This window comes from Jatrophihabitans sp. sgz311053 (assembly GCF_056135305.1).
This window is the reverse complement of the sequence record NZ_JBWAXP010000002.1, coordinates 333,683-352,693: the sequence shown is the minus strand read 5'-3', so window position 1 is coordinate 352,693 and position 19,011 is coordinate 333,683. Positions and strand designations below refer to the sequence as shown.

At 72.5% G+C, this 19,011-nt stretch carries 18 protein-coding genes; 12 read left to right on the top strand and 6 right to left on the bottom strand.

Annotated features, from left to right (window positions below; genetic code table 11):
• Positions 1–31: 31 nt before the first annotated feature.
• From AC0NZQ_RS10650 to AC0NZQ_RS10625, 6 genes are all read left to right on the top strand, one after another.
• Positions 32–484 (top strand): universal stress protein, encoded by a 453-nt coding sequence (locus AC0NZQ_RS10650; RefSeq protein WP_474529800.1) that lies wholly within the window; start codon positions 32–34, stop codon positions 482–484.
• A gap of 33 nt (positions 485–517) precedes the next feature.
• The gene (locus AC0NZQ_RS10645) at positions 518–1,396 is read left to right on the top strand and encodes a serine/threonine-protein kinase (RefSeq protein WP_474529798.1); all 879 of its coding nucleotides are present in this window, start codon (positions 518–520) and stop codon (positions 1,394–1,396) included.
• A gap of 26 nt (positions 1,397–1,422) precedes the next feature.
• Positions 1,423–3,354: a S9 family peptidase gene (locus AC0NZQ_RS10640; RefSeq protein ID WP_474529797.1), complete on the top strand. Its 1,932-nt coding sequence runs from the start codon at positions 1,423–1,425 to the stop codon at positions 3,352–3,354.
• Positions 3,355–3,531: 177 nt separating this feature from the next.
• The gene (locus AC0NZQ_RS10635; RefSeq protein ID WP_474529795.1) at positions 3,532–4,077 is read left to right on the top strand and encodes a cysteine dioxygenase; all 546 of its coding nucleotides are present in this window, start codon (positions 3,532–3,534) and stop codon (positions 4,075–4,077) included.
• Positions 4,074–4,487, top strand: coding sequence for a rhodanese-like domain-containing protein (locus tag AC0NZQ_RS10630; protein WP_474529793.1), 414 nt, complete (start codon positions 4,074–4,076; stop codon positions 4,485–4,487). Before AC0NZQ_RS10635 ends, AC0NZQ_RS10630 begins: the two co-directional genes overlap by 4 nt.
• Positions 4,488–4,536: 49 nt before the next feature.
• Positions 4,537–4,797, top strand: coding sequence for a hypothetical protein (locus AC0NZQ_RS10625; protein WP_474529791.1), 261 nt, complete (start codon positions 4,537–4,539; stop codon positions 4,795–4,797).
• A gap of 72 nt (positions 4,798–4,869) precedes the next feature.
• Here AC0NZQ_RS10625 and AC0NZQ_RS10620 read toward each other — a convergent pair whose 3' ends face one another.
• Positions 4,870–6,111 (bottom strand): acyl-CoA dehydrogenase family protein, encoded by a 1,242-nt coding sequence (locus AC0NZQ_RS10620; protein ID WP_474529789.1) that lies wholly within the window; start codon positions 6,109–6,111, stop codon positions 4,870–4,872.
• 59 nt (positions 6,112–6,170) lie between these two features.
• Here AC0NZQ_RS10620 and AC0NZQ_RS10615 point away from each other — a divergent pair, with 59 nt between their 5' ends.
• From AC0NZQ_RS10615 to AC0NZQ_RS10605, 3 genes are read left to right on the top strand one after another with little or no spacing between them, the layout of a single operon-like run.
• A complete protein-coding gene (locus tag AC0NZQ_RS10615; protein WP_474529788.1) occupies positions 6,171–7,946 on the top strand; it encodes an NAD-binding protein in 1,776 nt (591 codons plus the stop codon).
• A gap of 42 nt (positions 7,947–7,988) precedes the next feature.
• Positions 7,989–8,930 (top strand): NAD(P)H-binding protein, encoded by a 942-nt coding sequence (locus AC0NZQ_RS10610; RefSeq protein ID WP_474529787.1) that lies wholly within the window; start codon positions 7,989–7,991, stop codon positions 8,928–8,930.
• Entirely contained in the window at positions 8,927–9,670 is a 744-nt protein-coding gene (locus tag AC0NZQ_RS10605; protein ID WP_474529786.1) for a lysostaphin resistance A-like protein, read from the top strand. The genes AC0NZQ_RS10610 and AC0NZQ_RS10605 overlap by 4 nt, the downstream gene beginning before the upstream one ends.
• Here the strand turns inward: AC0NZQ_RS10605 and AC0NZQ_RS10600 are convergent.
• Both AC0NZQ_RS10600 and AC0NZQ_RS10595 read right to left on the bottom strand, forming a co-directional pair.
• Positions 9,658–10,629 (bottom strand): YihY/virulence factor BrkB family protein, encoded by a 972-nt coding sequence (locus AC0NZQ_RS10600; RefSeq protein ID WP_474529784.1) that lies wholly within the window; start codon positions 10,627–10,629, stop codon positions 9,658–9,660. The genes AC0NZQ_RS10605 and AC0NZQ_RS10600 overlap by 13 nt on opposite strands.
• 60 nt (positions 10,630–10,689) lie before the next feature.
• Positions 10,690–11,922: an MFS transporter gene (locus AC0NZQ_RS10595; RefSeq protein ID WP_474529783.1), complete on the bottom strand. Its 1,233-nt coding sequence runs from the start codon at positions 11,920–11,922 to the stop codon at positions 10,690–10,692.
• Positions 11,923–11,973: 51 nt separating this feature from the next.
• Here AC0NZQ_RS10595 and AC0NZQ_RS10590 point away from each other — a divergent pair, with 51 nt between their 5' ends.
• Complete coding sequence (locus AC0NZQ_RS10590) at positions 11,974–12,765, top strand: alpha/beta fold hydrolase (protein WP_474529782.1); 792 nt, start codon at positions 11,974–11,976, stop codon at positions 12,763–12,765.
• A 108-nt stretch (positions 12,766–12,873) separates the two neighbouring features.
• On the opposite strand, the gene AC0NZQ_RS10585 is transcribed toward AC0NZQ_RS10590, so the two are convergent.
• The gene (locus AC0NZQ_RS10585; protein ID WP_474529781.1) at positions 12,874–14,970 is read right to left on the bottom strand and encodes a RecQ family ATP-dependent DNA helicase; all 2,097 of its coding nucleotides are present in this window, start codon (positions 14,968–14,970) and stop codon (positions 12,874–12,876) included.
• Positions 14,971–15,183: 213 nt separating this feature from the next.
• Here AC0NZQ_RS10585 and cspE point away from each other — a divergent pair, with 213 nt between their 5' ends.
• On the top strand, positions 15,184–15,387 hold the full coding sequence (cspE, locus tag AC0NZQ_RS10580) for a transcription antiterminator/RNA stability regulator CspE (RefSeq protein ID WP_474529780.1): 204 nt from the start codon (positions 15,184–15,186) through the stop codon (positions 15,385–15,387).
• Positions 15,388–15,452: 65 nt separating this feature from the next.
• Here the strand turns inward: cspE and AC0NZQ_RS10575 are convergent, their stop codons facing one another.
• Positions 15,453–16,106 (bottom strand): NUDIX hydrolase, encoded by a 654-nt coding sequence (locus tag AC0NZQ_RS10575; protein WP_474529779.1) that lies wholly within the window; start codon positions 16,104–16,106, stop codon positions 15,453–15,455.
• A 96-nt stretch (positions 16,107–16,202) separates the two neighbouring features.
• Here AC0NZQ_RS10575 and AC0NZQ_RS10570 point away from each other — a divergent pair, with 96 nt between their 5' ends.
• Complete coding sequence (locus tag AC0NZQ_RS10570) at positions 16,203–17,687, top strand: phospholipase D-like domain-containing protein (RefSeq protein ID WP_474529778.1); 1,485 nt, start codon at positions 16,203–16,205, stop codon at positions 17,685–17,687.
• Positions 17,688–17,732: 45 nt separating this feature from the next.
• Here the strand turns inward: AC0NZQ_RS10570 and AC0NZQ_RS10565 are convergent, their stop codons facing one another.
• Positions 17,733–18,965: a PucR family transcriptional regulator gene (locus tag AC0NZQ_RS10565; RefSeq protein WP_474529777.1), complete on the bottom strand. Its 1,233-nt coding sequence runs from the start codon at positions 18,963–18,965 to the stop codon at positions 17,733–17,735.
• Positions 18,966–19,011 lie beyond the last annotated feature (46 nt).

Sequence of the window (19,011 nt, the reverse complement as noted above, 5' to 3'; positions counted from 1 at the left end):
GGGTGGAGACCCGCGGGTAGAGAATCGAAGCATGACGACCGGCGCGACGGAATTCGAGCTCGGCACCGACGGCCCCACCCGCATCCTGGTGGGTATCGACGGCACGGACACCTCGCTGCGAGCCGGCGCCTACGCCGCCGGGCTGGCCCGCCGGCAGGGCGCCGCCATCGTGATCGTGCATGTCCGCACCACCACGGTGGCCTCCGGGATGGCGGCGACTGCCGGCGCGGCCCTGGAGACGCAGGATCAGATCGCGGCCGAGATTCGCGAGATGGTGCGGTCGGGCATCGAGCACACCGGGATCGCGGCAGAGTACGTCGAGCGGCAGGGCAACCCGTACAAGGAGCTGCTGGCGGTGGCCGCCGAGCTGCGCGTCGACGCCATCGTCGTCGGGGCGTCCACCCAGGCCGGGCACCGGATCGTCGGCTCGCTCGCGACCCGGCTCGTCCGTGATGCCGCCTGGCCCGTCACCGTCGTCCCCTGACCCCCCTTGTGAAGAGGACGTAAGCTGAGGCCCATGACGGCGTCGATCCGAGACGTGCCGGTGGAGCGTGCGCTCGCCGCGCGTTTCGCGCACGCCCGCGCGGTGCACGTCGGGTCCCGCTTCACCGTCTACGAGGCGCTGCTGACCGAAGGGCAGACCGGGGCGGCGCCGGAGTCGGTGATCGTCAAGGTCCCCTCGCCGCACCAACCCGGATGGGTCCACGACCTGCTCCGCAGCCAGGCGCAGCTGCTGGTCGGCCTCGCCGGGCATCCGCACGTCGTCCGGCTGCGGGAGGTCGTCACTGTGGCGGACGGCCGGCCGGCCCTGGTCATGGAGCACTGCCCGGTCTCCCTGGCCGATCTGGTGACCTCACGGCTGCCGCTGCCGCAGCTGCTCGCCACCGGGATCCAGCTCGCCGCCGGGCTCGATGCCGTCCACACCGCCGGCTACCTGCACTGTGACGTCCGCCCCGCAAACGTCCTCTTCACCGCTCAGGGGGCCCCGGTGCTGGCGGGCTTCGACGAGGCGGTGCCGACGCGACCCGGCGCGGCGCGCTTCCCACAACACGTGGTCACGGCACACACCGCGCCCGAGCTGCTGGAGGGCAACGACCCGACGCCCGCCTCGGACGTCTACGGCCTGGCCGCCACCCTCTACGAGGCGGTGGCCGGTCAGCCCGCCTTCCGCCAGTACGACGGCGAGTCGGCGGCCACCATGATCGTCCGGGTGCTGAGCGGACAGGTCCAGCCCATCGTCGACCCCGAGGTCCCCCTCGAGGTCTCCGACCTGCTGACCTGGGCGATGGCGGCCGACCCGGCGCTGCGCCCGCCGACGCCGGCCTGGTTCGCCGAGGAGCTCGGGCGGCTGGAGTCGCAGCTCGGCTTCGATCGGACCCGACCGCCGCTCGCCTGAGCGATCGAGCCGCCTACGGTGGTCCGGTGCTGCCCGCCGACATCGCCCGCCTCGTCACCCTCGGTCCACCCTCGCTCGCCCCGGACGGCCGGCACGCCGTCGTGGCAGCGACCCGTCCCGATCTCGACGCCGACGAGTACCGCAGCGCGCTGTGGCTCGTCCCGACCGACGGCTCCGGTCCGCCGCGGCAGCTGACCCACGGCGAGCACGACACCGCGCCCCGCTTCTCCCCCGACGGCGCCTGGATCGCCTTCCTGCGGACCACCCCGAAGGCTGAGGCGGGCGACGAGCGGCCCGGTGCCGGCAAGCCGCAGCTGCACCTGCTCCCCACCGCCGGCGGCGACGCCCGCCCCGTCACCGAGCTGCGCGGTGGTGCCGGCGCGCCGGTCTGGTCGCCGGACTCGACCCGCATCGCCTTCAGCAGCCGGGTGCCCGAGGCCGGCCGCTACGGCGACGACGGCGTCACCACGGAGAAGGAGCCACCGCGCCGCATCACCGGCCTGCAGTACCGCCTCGACAACGTCGGCTTCACCCTGGACCGGCGTCACCACCTCTTCGTCGTCGACGTCACCGCCGAGACGCCCGCGGTGGTCCAGCTGACCGACGGCGACGCCGACGACACCGCGCCGGCCTGGCATCCCGACGGCGAGCTGCTCGCCTTCGTCTCGAACCGGCACGAGCGCCGCGAGCACGATCGCAACAGCGACGTCTACGTCGTCGCGGCCACCGGCGGCTCGCCGCGGCCGATCAGCGACAGCAGCCTCGGCCTCTCGTCGCCGGCCTGGACCCCGGACGGCACGGCGGTGGTCGCGGTCGGCGGGCCGGGCGGCGAGGACTGGATCTGCCGCAACACCGGCCTGTTCCGCATCCCCGCCGACGGCGGAACGCCGCTGCGGCTCACCGACGAGGAATCGGTGCACCTGGCCGAGGTGACGCCGGTGGTGGTCGGCGACGAAGCCCTCGTCGCCGTCGAGCACCGCGCCGCAACCGAGCTCCGGGCGGTCCCGCTCGGCGGGGGCGAGACCCGGACGCTCGCGGGCGGGCGCCGGGTCGTCGGCGGCGTCGATGTCGCGGCCGGGACCACCGTCGTCAGCTACAGCGATCCCGGCAGCACCGGCGAGCTCGGCCGGGTCACCGCCGACGGCGAGATCCAGCCGCTGACATCGTTCGCCACGCCGGGCCTCACCGTCGCGGTCGAGGCCATCACCGGGACGGCGCCCGACGGGTACCAGGTCCCCGGCTTCCTCGCGGTCCCGGCCGGTCCCGGACCGCACCCGGTGCTGCTGATGATCCACGGCGGCCCGTTCGCCCAGTACGGCTGGGGACTGCTTGACGAGGCGCACGTCTACGCCAGCGCCGGCTACGCGGTCGTCTTCGGCAATCCGCGCGGGTCGTCCGGCCACGGTCAGTCGCACGGTCGCTACATCGTCGGCGACGTCGGCGCGAGGTCCGCGCCGGACCTGCTCGCTCTGCTGGACGCCGCGCTCGAGCGTCCCGATCTCGACGAGAGCCGGGTCGGCGTGCTCGGCGGCTCGCACGGCGGCTTCATGACGACGTGGCTGGTCGGTCACACCGACCGCTTCCGCGCCGCCCTGAGCGAGCGGGCGGTAAATGCCATCGACAGCTTCGAGGGCTCCAGCGACATCGGCTGGGACTTCGCCGACAACCTCTACGGCACCGACCCGGAGGCGCGCCGCCGGCAGAGTCCACTCACCTACGCCGACCAGATCTCGACCCCACTGCTCATCGTCCACTCCGAACACGACTGGCGCTGCCCGCTGGAGCAGGCGACCCGGCTCTATGTCGCGCTGCGCAAGCGGGAGGCCGAGGTCGAGCTGCTGCTCTTCCCTGCCGAGGGTCACGAGCTGTCGCGCAGCGGACTGCCGTCGCATCGAATGACACGCTTCGAGGCCGTCCTGGAGTGGTTCGGCCGATACCTGAGTTTGCCTAGTCACTGACTAGACAAGAGGGCGGCGACGGGGCAGCATGGCCCTGTGGTTCCCACCCAGCACGGCGCCCCCGCCCCCGGCGGGCTGCTCGACACGCTGTGGGACGACCGGCGTGAGGACGCGTTCGACGAGGGCTGTCGCGGCCGCTGACCGCCGCCCTGTCCGTCCGACCGAAAGCCCCTCGCCATGCCCCGCACCGCATCCCGCCCCACGTCCGGCAACCGCAGCCTGTACCTCTCCCCGCTGGAGCTCATCGAGTTCGCCCGCTTCTGGGGTGACGAGGTCGTCAGCGGCAAGTATCCCTACATCGAGTACGACCCGGACGAGCGCTGGCATCAGCGCATCTACCGCGACCGCCGTGTCGACGTCTGGCTCATCAGCTGGCTGCCGACGCAGGGGACCCAGCTGCACGATCACGGCGGCTCGTCCGGAGCCTTCACCGTGCTGGACGGTCAGCTCGCCGAGGCCGTGGTGGGCGGCGACCGGCTTCGTGAGAACGTCCGCCGTGCCGGGGAGTCGGTGGGCTTCGGCGCCCACTACGTCCACGACGTGCGCAACCTCTCCGACGCCCCCGCCGTCAGCGTGCACGCCTACTCCGCACCGCTCACCACGATGAACTTCTACGACCTCGCCGACGGTCGGCTCGAGCGGCTGGCGACGCTGGCCACCGACGACCCCGAGCCCGAGGTCTCGTTCGACGATCATGCGGACGTGGTACGACAGGCGTCGTGACCGCACGCTTCGCCTCCGTCGCCGAACTCCTCGCCGACGCCCGCTCCCGACTCGACCGGCTCGAGCCCGAGGCTGCGGCCGACGCCGTCGCCGCCGGGGCGGGGCTGGTCGACATCCGGCCGATCTGGCAGCGCGAGCGCGACGGCGAGGTGCCGGGCGCAGTCATCGTCGAGCGCAACCACCTCGAGTGGCGGCTGGACCCCGGCTCGGACGCGCGCGTGCCCGAGGCCGAGCCCGGACGCCGCTGGGTGGTGCTCTGCGAGGAGGGTTACACCTCCTCGCTGGCCGCCGATGCGCTGAACTCCCTCGGCGTGCCGGCCACCGACGTCGTCGGCGGCTTCCGCGCCTGGGCCGCGGCGGGGCTGCCCACCCGTCCCGGCGGGACGCCGCCGGTCGTGTTCCGGCACTGATCCGAACGCCCGCGTTCCCCGTCCGGTGGTGGAGTGGAAGGGTGGGACCATGGCTCTCTTCTCCGCCGGCAAGGTCGGCCTGCTGCTCGCCGCGACCGGGGTCGCGCACTTCGTCGTCCCGGATGCCTTCACCGGCATCACCAAGGCCGCCTTCCCCGAGGACACCGCGACCTGGGTCCAGCGCAACGGCGCGACCGAGACCGCCCTCGGCCTGGCCCTCATGACGCCCGGACTCAAGAAGGCCGGCAAGCTCGGCGTCCTGGGCTACCTGGGCTGGCTCGGCTACAACGCCGCCAACGCCGCCAAGTAAGCCGTTCACCCGTCCCCCATCGGCCCACTCAACGGGTTGGGGGGATGGGTGCGGGGACGGCGACCGGACGCGTCAGCCGAGGTCGCTGCGGGGCAGCAGCGAGTCGGCGATGATCTTCTGCTGGATCTGGCTGGTGCCCTCGAAGATGGTGGTGAGCCGGGCGTCGCGCCAGTACCGCTCCACCTGGCGCTCGGTGGTGTAGCCGTTGCCCCCGTGCAGCTGCATGGCGTCCCCGGTGACGTCCACCGCCATCTCGGTGGCGACGAGCTTCACCATCGCCGACTCCCGCAGGCAGGGCTCGCCGCGGTCGAGCTGGTCGGCGACCTGCTGGTAGAAGGCGCGGGCCTGATCGACCCGCGCCGCCATGGACGCCAGCATGAAGCGCAGCGCCTGGAAGTCGGCGATCGGACGGCCGAACTGTTCGCGCTCCTGCAGGTAGAGCGTGCAGTCCTCGACGGCGGCTCGAGCCAGGCCGACGGCGCGGGCAGCGGTGTGGACCCGCGCGATGTTCAGCCAACGCTGGGTGTCCCGGAAGGCGGCGGTGGCCTCGCCGTCCCCTGTCCCCACCGCCGTGTTCGCCACGGGGACGCGGACCCCGTCGAAGACGAGGTTCCACGTGGTGAAGCCGTGGTAGCCGATCTTGTCGATGGTGCTGCCGGTCAGCCCCGCCGGGAACTCGCCGCGCGGCTTCTCGACGATGACGGTGGTGAGCCCGGCGGCCCGCTTCTCCCCCGGCTTGGGATCCTCCGTGCGGCAGAGCAGCTGGATGAAGTCGGCTGCCTTGGCGTTGCCGATCCACCGCTTCTCGCCCGTGATGACGTACTCGTCGCCCTCGACCTCGGCGCGGGTGGCGATGTTGGCGAGGTCCGAGCCCGCCTCTGGCTCGCTGAACCCCGCCGCACCGATCCAGTCGCCGCGGGCGCTGCGGGTGAGCAGCTCACGCCGGCGGGTCTCGTCGGCGAGGTCCGTCCCCAGCCCCTGGGCGCGGGCGATGATGCTGGCCACGCTCATCCATGAGCGGGCCAGTTCCTCGCTGATCATGCAGTACTCGAAGACGCCGAGGCCGAGGCCGCCGTGCTCGCGGTCGACCATGACCCCGAAGTAGCCCTCGCGTCCCATCGCCTCGATGAGCGAGCGCGGCATCTCCCGCTTCTGCGGGTCGTACTCGTCGGCGATCGGCTTGACCTCGGTCAGCGCGAACTCTCGAGCCCGGCGCTGCAGCTCGTCCCGTGCCTCGGTGCGGTGGACGCCGGGGAGCTCGGGCGGCGGGGCGGGGATGGGCTCGTCGCCGTCGTCGGCGGGGCGCGTCGTCACAGCAGGCAGCCTTCCCCCGGGGAAACACCTGCGGAACACACCGCTTGCATGATGCAGGCGTGACGGGGACCTCAGCCGCCGGCGACCTCCCGGCCCCGCACGGTCACGTCATCGTCTGCGGCCTGCACGACGTCGGACTGCGGGTGGTCGAGCAGCTCTGCGCGGCGGGCGAGTCCGTGGTCGTCCTGGACGACTCCGACGACGTGCGCCGGCAGCGTGAGTGCGAACGCTTCGGCGCCAGGTTCGTCAACGGCAGCGGACGGCGCTCGGCGGCGCTGGAGGCGGTCGGCGTCGACACCGCCGCGGCCCTGGTCTGCGCCGACGAGTCGGAGCTCGTGAGCCTGGAGATCGCCCTGCTGGCGCAGCGCCTGCAGCCCGGCCTGCGGGTCATCACCCAGCTCGGCAACGAGGCGGTGGCCCGCGCCGTCGAGCGGGTCACCGGCCCCGGCACCGTCCTGGACGTTGCCTCGATCGCCGCGCCGAGCCTGGCCGAGAGCTGCCTGAAACTGCGCAGCCGCGAGGTGGACCTCGACGGCGCCGCCTTCGAACTGCGTGAGCTGGACATCCGCCGGGCCGGGACGCTGCGCGCGCTCTTCGGCAGCATCGCGCCCATCGCCGTCGTGCCGGCCGACGGCAGCGAGATCGTCATGTGTCCCGGTCGCGACGTGGCCGTCATGGCCGGCGATCGCGCCGTGGTGATGGCGCCGCCGGAGGAGCTCTCCGAACTGATGGACGAGCCCCTCACCCGGACGCCCGGCCCCGAGCGGCTCCGCCGGAGCCCGGCGCTGCAGCGCTACCTGCGCGGCTTCTTCGCCTCGACCGACGCCTCGTTGCGTCTCACCCTGCGCCTGCTGCTGGGGGTCGCCGTCGTCTCGGTCGTCGTCCTGCGCCTGGGCTACCGCACCGCCGACGGCGGGCACATGAGCGTGCTGGACGCGACCTACTTCACCACCGAGACCCTGACGACGGTGGGCTTCGGCGACTTCAACTTCGCCAGCCAGCACACCTGGCTGCGGGTCTGGGCGATCGCACTCATGATCCTCGGCGCCACCCTGGTCACCGTCCTCTACGCGCGGCTCACCAATCTGCTCATCAGCCGCAGGATCGGCCAGTCGTTCGGCCGGCAGCTCGCCGCCCGGATGAACGACCACGTCATCGTCGTCGGCCTCGGCTCGGTCGGCCTCCGGGTCGTCGAGGTGCTCGTCGCCGCCGGCCAACCGGTGGTCGTCATGGAACGCGACGAGGACAACCGCTATCTGGCGCGGGCCCGCGCCCTCGGCGTCCCCATCGTCTTCGGCGACTGCACCGTGCCGGCCAATCTCGAGAGCGTCAACCTCGGCCGGGCCCGGGCGGTGGCCGTCCTCACCAGCAGCGACCTGGCCAACATCGAGGTCGGCCTCGCGGTGGACGACCTGCTCGGCGAGCGGCGCGTCAGCGTCCCCGTCGTCCTCAGAGTCTTCGACCGCTACCTCGCCGAGACGATCGACAGCGGCTTCGGGTTCCGGCACGTCCGCTCGACCGCAGCGCTGGCCGCGCCCCGTTTCGTCGGTGCTGCCCTCGGCCTGGACGTCCTCACCACGTTCTACATCGACCACCAGCCGATGCTGATCGGGCGGCTCACCGTCGCCGACAGCGGTGGCCTGGCCGGTCAGACGATGGCCGAGCTCTCGGCGCGCATCAGGGTCCTCGCCATCCGTCGCCGCGACGCCGGGACCCTGGAGTACCCACCGCGCCGCGACACCCGTTTCGCCGGCGGCGACCAGGCCTACCTCGCCGGCCCCTACGAGGAGCTGCTCAAGGTGCTGCGGCGCGATCGCGTCTTCGCCGAGCACTGACCGGAGCAGTAGAGCGCCGTCCCGTCGGGGAACGCTCCCGTCATGCCGAAGACAGCGTTGGTGACCGGGGCGTCCGGATTTGTCGGATCGCACCTCGCCCGGGCCCTGGTCGAGGCGGGCCACGAGGTCCGCGCCATGACCCGCCACCCGGACGACTACGACGGGGCCGGCACCGCCGTCTTCGGCGACGTGGAGGACCCCGAGAGCCTGGCCCGGGCGATGTCCGGGGTGGACGCCGCCTACTACCTCGTCCACGCGCTGGAGTCCGACGACTTCGAGCAGAAGGACGCCGCGAACGCGAGAAACTTCGGCACGGCGGCCGCGGACGCCGGCCTGGACCGCATCGTCTACCTCGGCGGGCTCGGCGACGAGAGCGAGGACCTCTCGGCGCACCTGCGGTCCCGTCGGCAGGTGGAGTCCCTGCTCGGTGAAGCCGGTACCCCGGTCACGGTGCTGCGGGCCGCGGTCGTGGTCGGGCACGGCGGCATCTCCTGGGAGATGACACGCCAACTGGTGCACCACCTGCCGATCATGATCACCCCGAAGTGGGTCAACACCCGGACGCAGCCGATCGCGCTGGACGATGTCGTCCGCTATCTCGTCGGCGTGCTCGAGCCCGAACAGGCGCGAGGGCGGGTCTTCGAGATCGGCGGGGCCGACGTCCTGCGTTACATCGACATGCTGACGCGGGTCGCCAAGCAGGTGCACCGACCGATGCTCACCGTCCCGGTGCCACTGCTCTCCCCCAGCCTCTCCAGTCGCTGGTTGGCGCTCGTCACAGACGTGGACCACAAGACCGCACGTAATCTGGTCGACAGCATGACCAACGAGGTCGTCGTGCGTGACGACTCCATCAAGCAGGTCGTGCCCGGCGAGCCGCTGGGCTACGACGAGGCGGTGCGCCGTGCCCTCGCCGCGCGTGAGGAGGCGACAGGCAAGAGCACACGCGGCGGCGCCAAGACCACGGGGGCGAGGAACAGGTGAGCGGGACCGGACCGGCACGGACGGCGCCGTGGCACGACCGTGCTCGCCGGCTGGTGGCGCCCGCACTGATCGACCAGGTGCCACGCGACCACCAGCAGCCCGACCGCGAGTTCCGCAAGCGGCGCATCGTGGTGGCGGTCGCGCTGGTCGTCGGCGCCGTCCTGCTCGGCCTCTCGCTGGCGACGGACCCGGGCGACCCGGCCTTCTACCCGCTGACGATCGCGGTCGCGGTGGTGTGGCTCGTCGGCGGCTTCCTCTCCGGGCCGCTGCACCTGGGTTACATCCCGTTCCGCGCGAAACTGCGCCGGCCCATCCTGACGCCGATCGCCCTGGGCCTGGTCGCCGCGGCGGTCTTCGTCGTCGGCGCCTTCGTCATCCGCTACATCGAGCCGCTGCGTGACTTCGTGGCCGGCGTCCTGGAGCACGCCAACCAGGGCAACCTGGCCCTCGTCGCCTTCGTCGCGCTGCTCAACGGCGCAGCCGAGGAGGTCTTCTTCCGCGGCGCGCTCTACTCGGCCATCGGCCGGAACCGCCCCATCCTGCTGTCGGTCGTCATCTACGCCGTCGTCACCGTCGCGACGGGCAACCCGATGCTCGTCTTCGCCGCGGTCCTGATGGGGACGCTCTTCGGGTTCCAGCGGCGAGCCTCGGGCGGCATCCTCGCGCCGATGCTGACCCACCTGACCTGGTCGGCGATCATGCTCTTCGCCCTGCCGCCGATCATCGGTCACCCGTCCTGAGGCGGCCTGTCGAATTCGACGGTGATCTGCTCGAACTCCTTGGCGCGCTGCGCCTGGGCCTGCTGGGTGTAGCTCACCCGGTCGGCCCGGGTCAGGTCCACGTCGTCGGTGAAGGGCGTGAGCAGCGCCCGCGGCCAGAGTCGCAGCGCCTTGACGCTGTTGTACTCGACGGCCAGCACGACGACGAGCGCCTCGAGGTAGATCCAGGCGATCAGCCCCAGCACCACGGCGAAGACGCTGTTGACGTCGCTGGCGTTCTTGACCACCGAGCCCACGTAGAGGGCGCCGACGTACTGCAGCGCCTGCCAGATCGCCGCCGCGCCGATGGCACCCGGCAGCGTCTGCCGTAGCGAGATCGCCCGCGCGGTGGCGAGCCGGAAGCCGACCGTGAAGACCGCCGCGTTGACCGCGAAGGTGGCCACGCCCACCCCCACCTTGCTCAGCGGCCCGAGCAGGTCGACGGTGCTGCCGATCGCCGCCAGCGTCGTGGTGACGATGATGGACAGCCCGACGACGCTGAGCAGGCCGAGGCTGCGCAGCCGCCCGGTGAAGGGGTTCGGGCGCCGGTTGCGTGGCACCCGCCAGATCGTGTTCATGGCGTTCTGGATCGCCTGCGCGACCCCCAGGCCGCCGTAGAGCGTGCCCAGGATGCCGACGACGAGGCCGATGCCGCTGCCCGAGACCCCGCGCGGGTCGGCGAGGGTCGACCCCACGACGGGGAACTGTCCCAGCGCGCTGTCGAAGAGTGACTGCTGCAGTTGCGGATCACCCTGCAGCACGAAATTGAGGATCGTCGAGGCCAGCAGCAGCAGCGGGATGATCGAGACGAAGCCGTAGTACGCGATGAGCGCGGCGAGGTAGGTGCCCTGGTCGTCGGCGAACTTGTAGATCACCGCGATGGGGACGCCGGCGCGGGGGTGCGCCCGCTGGAAGCGATCGAGGCGCTCGATCACCGACATGGCTCACCTGCTCGACGGGTCCGGGCACGACGCTCGGCAGAAATGCCGGTGCTGGCGACCCTACCGGGCGGCGGCCGTGACCGGTGGCGTCGCCGCGTCGCCCGAGATCGTGGTCGGCCCCGTCAGCCACAGCACGGCACCGAGCAGCGGCAGCACGGTGGCGTAGGCGGCGACACCGCCCCAGCCGACGGTGTCGTGCAGCAGCCCGGCCGCGGCCGAGGAGATCGCACCGCCGACGAAGACCGTGCTCATGTAGACGGTGTTGATGCGCGACCGGGCGTCGGCCCGCAGCGCGTAGATCACGCTCTGGCTCATCACCTGGTGGCACTGGACGCCGAGGTCCAGCAGGACGCCCGCGAGCGCGAGCAGGATGACGCTGCCGTCGCCGAGACCGGCCAGGGCCATGGACGCGGCCGCCAGCAGCAGCGCGATCAGGCGTCCGATCCGGCCGTACCCGTGGTCGGCGAGCCAGCCGCCGACCGGCGCCGCCGCGGCACCCGCCGCGCCGACGAGGGCGAAGAGCCCGATCGCACCCTGCCCGAAGCCGTGGTCGTCGATGAGCTCGTAGGCGATGGCGGTCCAGAACGCGCTGAAGGCGCCGAACATGCAGGCCTGGCTGAGCGCGAGACGACGCAGCACCGGCTCTTCGCGGACCAGGGTCAGCACCGAGCGCAGCAGCGAGCCGTAGCCGGCGGTGTGCTCGGGCGTGCGCTGCGGCAGCATCCGGTGCAGCACGATCCCCAGGACGACGGTGAGGCCGGCGGAGACGGCGAAGACCACTCGCCAGTTGCTGACCTCGGCGAGCAGGCTCGCAGCGGTGCGGGCGAGCAGGATGCCGAGCAACAGCCCGCTCATGACCTGGCCGACAAAGCGACCGCGCTCGGCCTCCGGTGCCAGGTGGGCGGCGAGCGGGACGAGGATCTGCGCCACGACCGACGTCAGCCCGACCAGCACCGCGGCGGCGAGGAAGACCCCGAAGACCGGGGAAACGGCGGCGAGCACCAGGGAGACGGCGGTGCCGATCAGCGTCCGGGTGATGAGCCTGCGGTTCTCGACCAGGTCGCCCACGGGCAGGACGAAGAGCAGACCCACCACGTAGCCGACCTGCGTCAACGTGACGACGGCGGTGGCTGCCCCCTGCCCGATGCCGAAACTGCGCGCGATCAGGTCCAGCAGCGGCTGCGCGTAGTAGAGGTTGGCCACCGTGATGCCGCAGGCCGCAGCCAGGACGATCCCCAGCGTGCGCAGATTGGTCGGAGCCTGCTGTTCCGGTGCTGCCGTCGCTGTTCCCACGACAGGACGAACTACCCGAACCCCCTTGTTCTTCCCTGCCAGAGTGGGGACATGCACAGCGTGGACGTCATCGGGGACGGCGGCACCCGTCTGACGGTCACGCGCCGCGGGACCGGGCCGTCGCTGGTCTTCGTCCACGGCTCCTTCGGCGGCCTCGGCTCGTGGGATCCGGTGATCGACTCCCTCGGCGACGACTGGTGCTGCCGTACCTACGCCCGGCGCAACCATCCGCCGAGCGATCGCGCCGAGGGACCGAACAGCTTCGCCCGCGAGGCGGGCGACCTCGCCGCGGTCTGCGCGGCCGCGGGTGGCCGTCCCCACGTCGTCGGCGGCTCGCACGGCGCGACGATCGCGCTGCACGCGGCGCTCGCCGGCGTCCCGATGGCGAGCCTCATCGTCTTCGAGCCGCCGCTCTTCGCGGCCGGGTCGGGGCTGGCCGGGACGCTGGCGCGGCTCCGGGACCACGTGGCGGCGGGTCGATTCGCCTCGGCCTGCCGGATCTTCCTGCGCGAGGTGGCCCGGATGCCTCCGGAGCTGGCCGGTACCCCCGCCGCGGAGGACGACCCCGCTCTCGCCGCCGCCTCCGCCGGCATGATCGGCGACCTCGAGGCGATGGCCGCCGACACTGACGATCTCGCCCGGTGGCGCGACCTCACCCTGCCGGTACACCTGCTCCATGGCGAGCTGACCTGGGCCCCGATGCCCACGACGATGCAGGGCTTGCTCGACGTCCTGCCGAACGCGACCGCGGACGTCCTCACCGGGCAGTCGCACTTCGCCAGCCACACCGCTCCCGACGAGGTCGCGACAGCCATCCGGGCGGCGATCCGGGCGGCGGGATGATCCCGTTCTGCATCTCGCAGCATCGCTATCGACCTCCGGGACGGGGCGCCGAAGCCCGTCGGGTTCCACGCCGATCGGCACCGTGGAGCCAGCGGGAGCTCTCGCGCATCAGAACGTCTTGTGCAGGACCAGCGGGTAGACCGGACCGGCGCCCCCCTCACGCAACAGCACCGCGGCGACGGTGAGCGTGAAGCCGCTGCGGCTGGTGTCGTCGAGCAGCAGCACAGGCCCGGTCGGGACCTCCACCGGCAGCGAGAGCCGCTGCAGCGCCCGGGTGGCCGACTCCACCGACGTGCCGGCGTCGCGTTGGAACCCGGGGCCGTCCGCGGCCAGCGACTCGACCAGCTGCATCCGACCGAGCTCGGCGAGCCGCCGCGCGGTGTCGGCGAGCAGCAGCGGTCGGGACCGCGACGGCACCCAGGTGACCCAGGTCGGTCGCCCGGCGGGCCACCCCCAGCGCCCGAGCGTCCGGACCAGACCCTCGAAGAGCTCGTCACCGATGGGCAAGTCGGCCGCGAAGGCGGCCTCGATCTCGCCCGCCCAGGCCGGATCCTCGGCCACGGCCAGCGCCCGGCCCGGCTCGGCGCGGCGGGACTCGGCGATCTTGCCCCGCCGCGGCGCGCCACTGGGCCACATCTTGCGCGGCTCGATCACGGTGGTCTGCGATCGCAGGTGGGTGACGGCGGCCCTGACAGTCTCCGGGGCGGGCGACCGGCCCGGCGCCGGCAACCGCCCGGTGCAGACCGCGCAGCGGCCGCAGTCGCCGCCAGTGGTGTCGTCCAGCTCGTGCCGCAGCTGCTGCATCAGGCACGACTCGGCCCGCTCGTAGGCCAGCATCGCTTGTTGCTCGCGCCGGCGGGCGGCCGCGATGCCCTCGTACCGGGCGGCGTCGTAGGTCCAGTCCCGGCCGGTCGCCACCCAGCCCCCGTCGACCCGCTCCACGGCGCCCTCGACGTCGAGGACCTTGAGCAGCGTCTCCAGCCGGCCGCGCCGGAGGCCGGAGTCGGCCTCGATCCGCGGCAGCGAGAGCGGGCCGTCGGCCAACACATCCAGCACCGTGCGGACCCGCTGCTCCGACGGGAAGGCCGTGGAGTCGAAGTAGGCCCAGATCTTGGTGTCGGCGGCCGTCGGCAGCAGCACCGCCTGCGCCTCGTCGAGGGCGCGGCCGGCCCGTCCCACCTGCTGGTAGTAGGAGATCGGAGAGGCGGGCGCACCGAGATTCACGACGAAGCCCAGGGTGGGGTGGTCGAGCCCCATCCCCAGGCTGGAGGTCGCCACCACGGCGCGGAGCTCGTGGGCGAGCAGCCGCCGCTCGATCTCGGCCCGCTCCTCCGGCGGGGTGGCCGACGAGTAGGGCGCCACCGCGTGACCGCGGGCAGTGAGGAAGTCGGCGAGCTGGGACGTCCCGGCGACGGTGAGGGTGTAGATCAGCCCGCAGCCGGGCAGGCCGTCGCCGGCGAGCGCGTCGGCGATCCAGGCGTAGGCGGTGGCGACGTCCGGGGTGTCGATCACCGACAGCGCGAGGCTTTCGCGGTCCAGGGAGCCGCGCAGGGTGAGCGTGTCGGTGCCCAGCTGCGCAGCGATGTCGGCGGTGACGCGATCGTTGGCGGTGGCGGTGGTCGCGAGGACCGGCGTGCCTGCCGGCAGGCCGGCGAGGACGTCCTTGATCCGGCGGTAGTCGGCGCGGAAGTCCGACCCCCAGTCCGAGACACAGTGGGCCTCGTCCACCACCAGCATCCCGATCCGCGGCGCAAGGTGCGGCAGCACCCGCTGCCGGAAACCGAAGGAGTTCAGCCGCTCCGGCGAGATCAGCAGGACGTCGACGTCGTCGGCCGCGAGCTCCGCCTCGATGGCCGGCCAGTCGTCGATGTTGGCGCTGTTGAGCGTGACGGCCCGCAGCCCCGACCGCTCCGCGGCGGCGACCTGATCGCGCATCAGGGCCAGCAGCGGGGAGATCACCAGCGTCGGCCCCGAGCCCTGCGCGCGCCGCAACCCGGCCGCGATCCAGTAGACGGCCGACTTGCCCCAGCCGGTGCGCTGGATGACCACGGCCTTGCGGCGCTCGACGACCAGGGCCTCGATCGCATGCCACTGGTCCTCACGCAGGCGCGCAGCCGGCCCTGCCAGCCGAGCGAGGTGCGCCTCGGCGTCGGCACGGACAGCAGCGATGTCGGCGGTCACGGCAGGTGGGGTCACGCCTGCCATGGTGCCTTCCGGGTCCGACAATTCCTGCCGCGAGTCTGGTTTCCGGGGGCCTACCTGCTGTTATGCTCGCCGCGGTCTCCACGCACCACTCTCACGTCTTCGCGCGCGGGAAAGTGCAGCGCGCATCGTGTCTTCCACCACGGCAGGCAAGTTGAGCGGACCGGGACAGTACGAGGTGTGCTGTCTCTCCGTATTGGTGAAAGGCAACAACGCATGACGCAGGGCACTGTCAAGTGGTTCAACTCGGAGAAGGGCTACGGCTTCATCGCCCCCGACGACGGCGGCGCTGACGTCTTCGTCCACTTCTCCGGCATCACCGGCGACGGCTACAAGAGCCTCGAGGACAACCAGCGCGTGGAGTTCGAGGTCACGCAGGGCCAGAAGGGCCCGCAGGCCCAGAACGTTCGCGCTGTCTGAGTCGCAGCCGCTCGGGAACGCCCCGCACCGATCACGGTGCGGGGCGTTTCTCGTCGGTGGACGAATCAGGCGCGGCTGAAGAGCTCCGCCGGACGTCCCCGGCCGCCTACCGTGATCTGCCCGGTGGTCACCAGGGACGGCTCCATGGTGCGGCGGAAGGTGTCGCGTTGCAGCTCGTAGCCGGCCACGGCCTCGTGCACCAACCGCAGTTCGCGCAGCGTGAAGGACTCCGGCAGGAAATGGTCCGGGTCGGGCGCGTAGGCGTACCGGGCGCGGACGTCCTCCAGCGCCGCGGCCACCACCTCACCGAGCCCGTGCGGCAGCCGCCCCGGCGACTCGGCCGCGACCACGCGCGTCCCGGCCGCGGTGCCGCCCAACGTCTCGGCCGAGACCCCGGCCACGTGGGCCACGGAGACCACCCAGTCGCGGTCGTCCCGGTCGACGGGGTCCATGGTCCGCAGCTGGCGGGGAGCGACTCCGTCCAGGCCGGCCCGGTCACGGAGCACCCGCGCCGCGGCGTCGGCGAGTCGCTCGCCGGGTTCGAGATAGCCGCCGGGCAGGCTCCAGCCGGGGCCCCCCTCACGCTTGACCTCCAGGATTCCCAGGTCCGCCCCGTCCGCACCGTCCCGCAGGACCAGGACCGCGACGTCCACCGCCACGGCCGGGGTGCGGACCGAACTCCGGCGTGCCGTCTTCGCTGCTGCCTTCACCGCTGCCATTAGCGCAGTATCACGCAAATATTCGCGCGGCGAAAGTCGTCGGCACGTCGTGTCCCCGCCCGTGAGGTGATCATCGGTTTGGGTCAAGATGACCGCGTGCACGAGTACTTCCCCCGCGCCTCGGGCGACTGCCCGACCTTCGACGGCGACAGCGAGTGGCATCCCTTCGTGGACGGCGAGAGCTACTTCGCCGAGCTGGACACGCTGCTCGACGGGCTCGACTCGGGCGACGAGGTGCTCGTCGCCGGGCTGACCCTGGACGACGAGCTGGATCTCGCCGGGGCGGAGCCGGGGACACCGCAACGCCGTCCCCTGGTCGACCGGCTCATCGCGCTGGGGGCGGCCGGCGTCGACGTCCGGGTGCTGCTGGCCGGCAAGGCCTCGGCCTTCCTCATCCCCCCGCTGTCGGACTTCCGCACCAACGTGGCGACCTGTCACCGCATCAATGCCGCCCCCGGCATGGCCGGGCATGCGCTGGTCGATTACTCCGGCCCGCTACTGGGCTCCAACCACCAGAAGTCGGTCGTCGTCACGCGGCAGGGCGTGGTCACGGCCTTCGTCGGCGGCATCGACCTGGAGAGCTCCCGCTTGGACGCCACGCCGCATCGCCGCCTGGAGCTCGAGGGCGACCGCTGGGGCTGGCACGACATGGCCGTCCGGCTGCGCGGGCCGGCCGCCGCCCGCACCCACGATGTCTTCCTGCGGCGCTGGCACGAGGCCGCCACGCTGCCGCCGCGGCTCTGGTCCGGCGGCAAGGGACCGGTCAACCCGACCCCGGCCCCCACCCCCGCCGTCGCGGCGGAGCAGAAGCCGATCGAGGCCGACGGCGTCGCGGTGCGGGTGCTGCGCTCCATCGGCGACCGCAAGCTGGACTCGGTCCTGCCCTGGCGCCGGGTGCGCTGGGACGCGCTGCCGCAGACCGGCGTCCAGGAGATCTTCGAGACCCTCACCGCCGCGATCTCCGCGGCCCGTCGCTACGTGTACATCGAGGACCAGTACCTGTACGACTACACGGCGGGGCGCCGGCGTCGCTACGAGCTGTATCCCTACCTGCGTGACGCCGCCGCTCGCGGGGTCAAGGTCATCCTGCTGGGGTCCGGCACGCGCGACCCTGACGACCCCGGCCTCAACCTGCGACCCATCAACTCCCGGGTCAACAGTGACATCCGCGGCAAGATCTTCCGGCAGCTCGACCCGGCGAAGCGCGAGAACGTCGCGGTGTACCGCGTGGAGCACCTCACCGTTCACAGCAAGCTCACCCTCGTCGACGACGTCTTCGCCAACGTCGGCTCGGCCAACCTCTTCAGCCGCTCGATGGCCGGGGTGGACTGCGAGATCAGCAGCGCCGTGACGACGACGACGCCGCTGGTGCGCGATCTGCGGGTGCGGGTCTGGGCCGAGCACCTGCGGGCACCGCTGACCCCCGAGCTGGCTTCCGAACTGGGCGACCTGGACCTCGCCCTCGGAATCTGGGACCCCGCCTGGCTGCCGGCCGATCGTCCCGCCACCACCTGGCGGACGGCCGGCGAGCCCCGCGGCTTCACCCCGGACGAGACGGTCCTGGCCCGAGTCGACGGCTGACCGGCCCGGCTCGTCACGGCCAGCTCACCGGCGGGCGCGGCAGCCTCAGCTCCCCTGCGCGCGCACCGGCGCGGCCGGCTGATCGACGGCCTCCCGCGCCAGCAGCGCCAGGTGCAGGCCGAGCAGGACGTCCGGGTCGCCGAGATCCACGCCGAGGAGGCGCTCCAGCTTGGCGAGCTGGTCGTAGAGCGAGGCCCGGGAGACGAACAGCTGCGCCGCAGCCGCCGACTTGTTGCCGCCGGCACGGCAGTAGACAGCGAGGATCTCGAGCAGCCGGTCGGCGGAGCGATGGTCGAGCAGGACGCCCAGCTCCCGGTCGACGTACTCGCGGAGCCGGGGATCGTCGCGCAGCTCGTACACCAGACCGCGCAGGCGCAGGTCGGCCGAGCGGTACCAGCCACCCCGCGGGGCCAGGCTCGAGGCGGTCGCACTGACCCGGACCGCCTCCCGGATGGACGCCGCGGCCGTCGGGACCCCCGTCGCGCTCGCGCCGACGCCGACCACGAAGGCGACACCGTCGCGCCGACCCAGGGCGTGCACCCCGTCGCTGAGTCGCTGCAGGATCGCCTCGACCCGGTCCGGCACGGACTGGGAGAGCAGCACGGCGACGTGACGGTCGTCGAGCAGGCCCACCAGCGCCGGGACCTGCACCGACCGCAGCGTCTCGCTGAGGCGGGTGGCGAGGTCGCGCAGCAGCGACGGCGGGGCGGGGGCGCCGGTCGCGCGGATCGCCACCCCGGTGACGGTCCGCCCCCGCAGCGGGACCCCGAGCGCCTCGGCGCGGTCGACGAGATCGGCCGGTACCTCGGCGGCGAGGGCGAGCGCGGTGAGCAGTGTGCGGTGCCGTTCCCGGTCGTCGGAGGCAGCCAGCTCCCGCATCCGGGCATCCAGGATGGCCGTGTGGACCGCCTGCGTCACCGCCACGAAGGGCGTCTCCCGGTGCAGCTCGACCAGCGGCAGGCCCACGGCGCTCGCCGCCGCCACGAGCGCGTCGGGGAGCGCGTTCCGGTACCGGCGGCCCAGCTCGACGATCAGCCCGCACACAGAGACCGACGCGAGCTCCTCGACGTAGCGACGGAGCGCCTCGGCCGAGCGCGGCAGGGCGATACCCGTCGTGAGGATCAGCTCCCCGCCCTCTAGGAGGCCGGCGATGTCGCTGATCTCCGCCACGTGCACCCAGCGCACCGTGGCCTCCAGCCCGCCGTCGCCGGCACGCACGACGGGCCGGCCGGCACGGACCGCGGGCAGGTCGAGGACGTCTCGGAGGGTGGGGAGCACCAGGACAGGCTACAAAGTGTCGAGAATTCGGCAAGGAATCCGACGA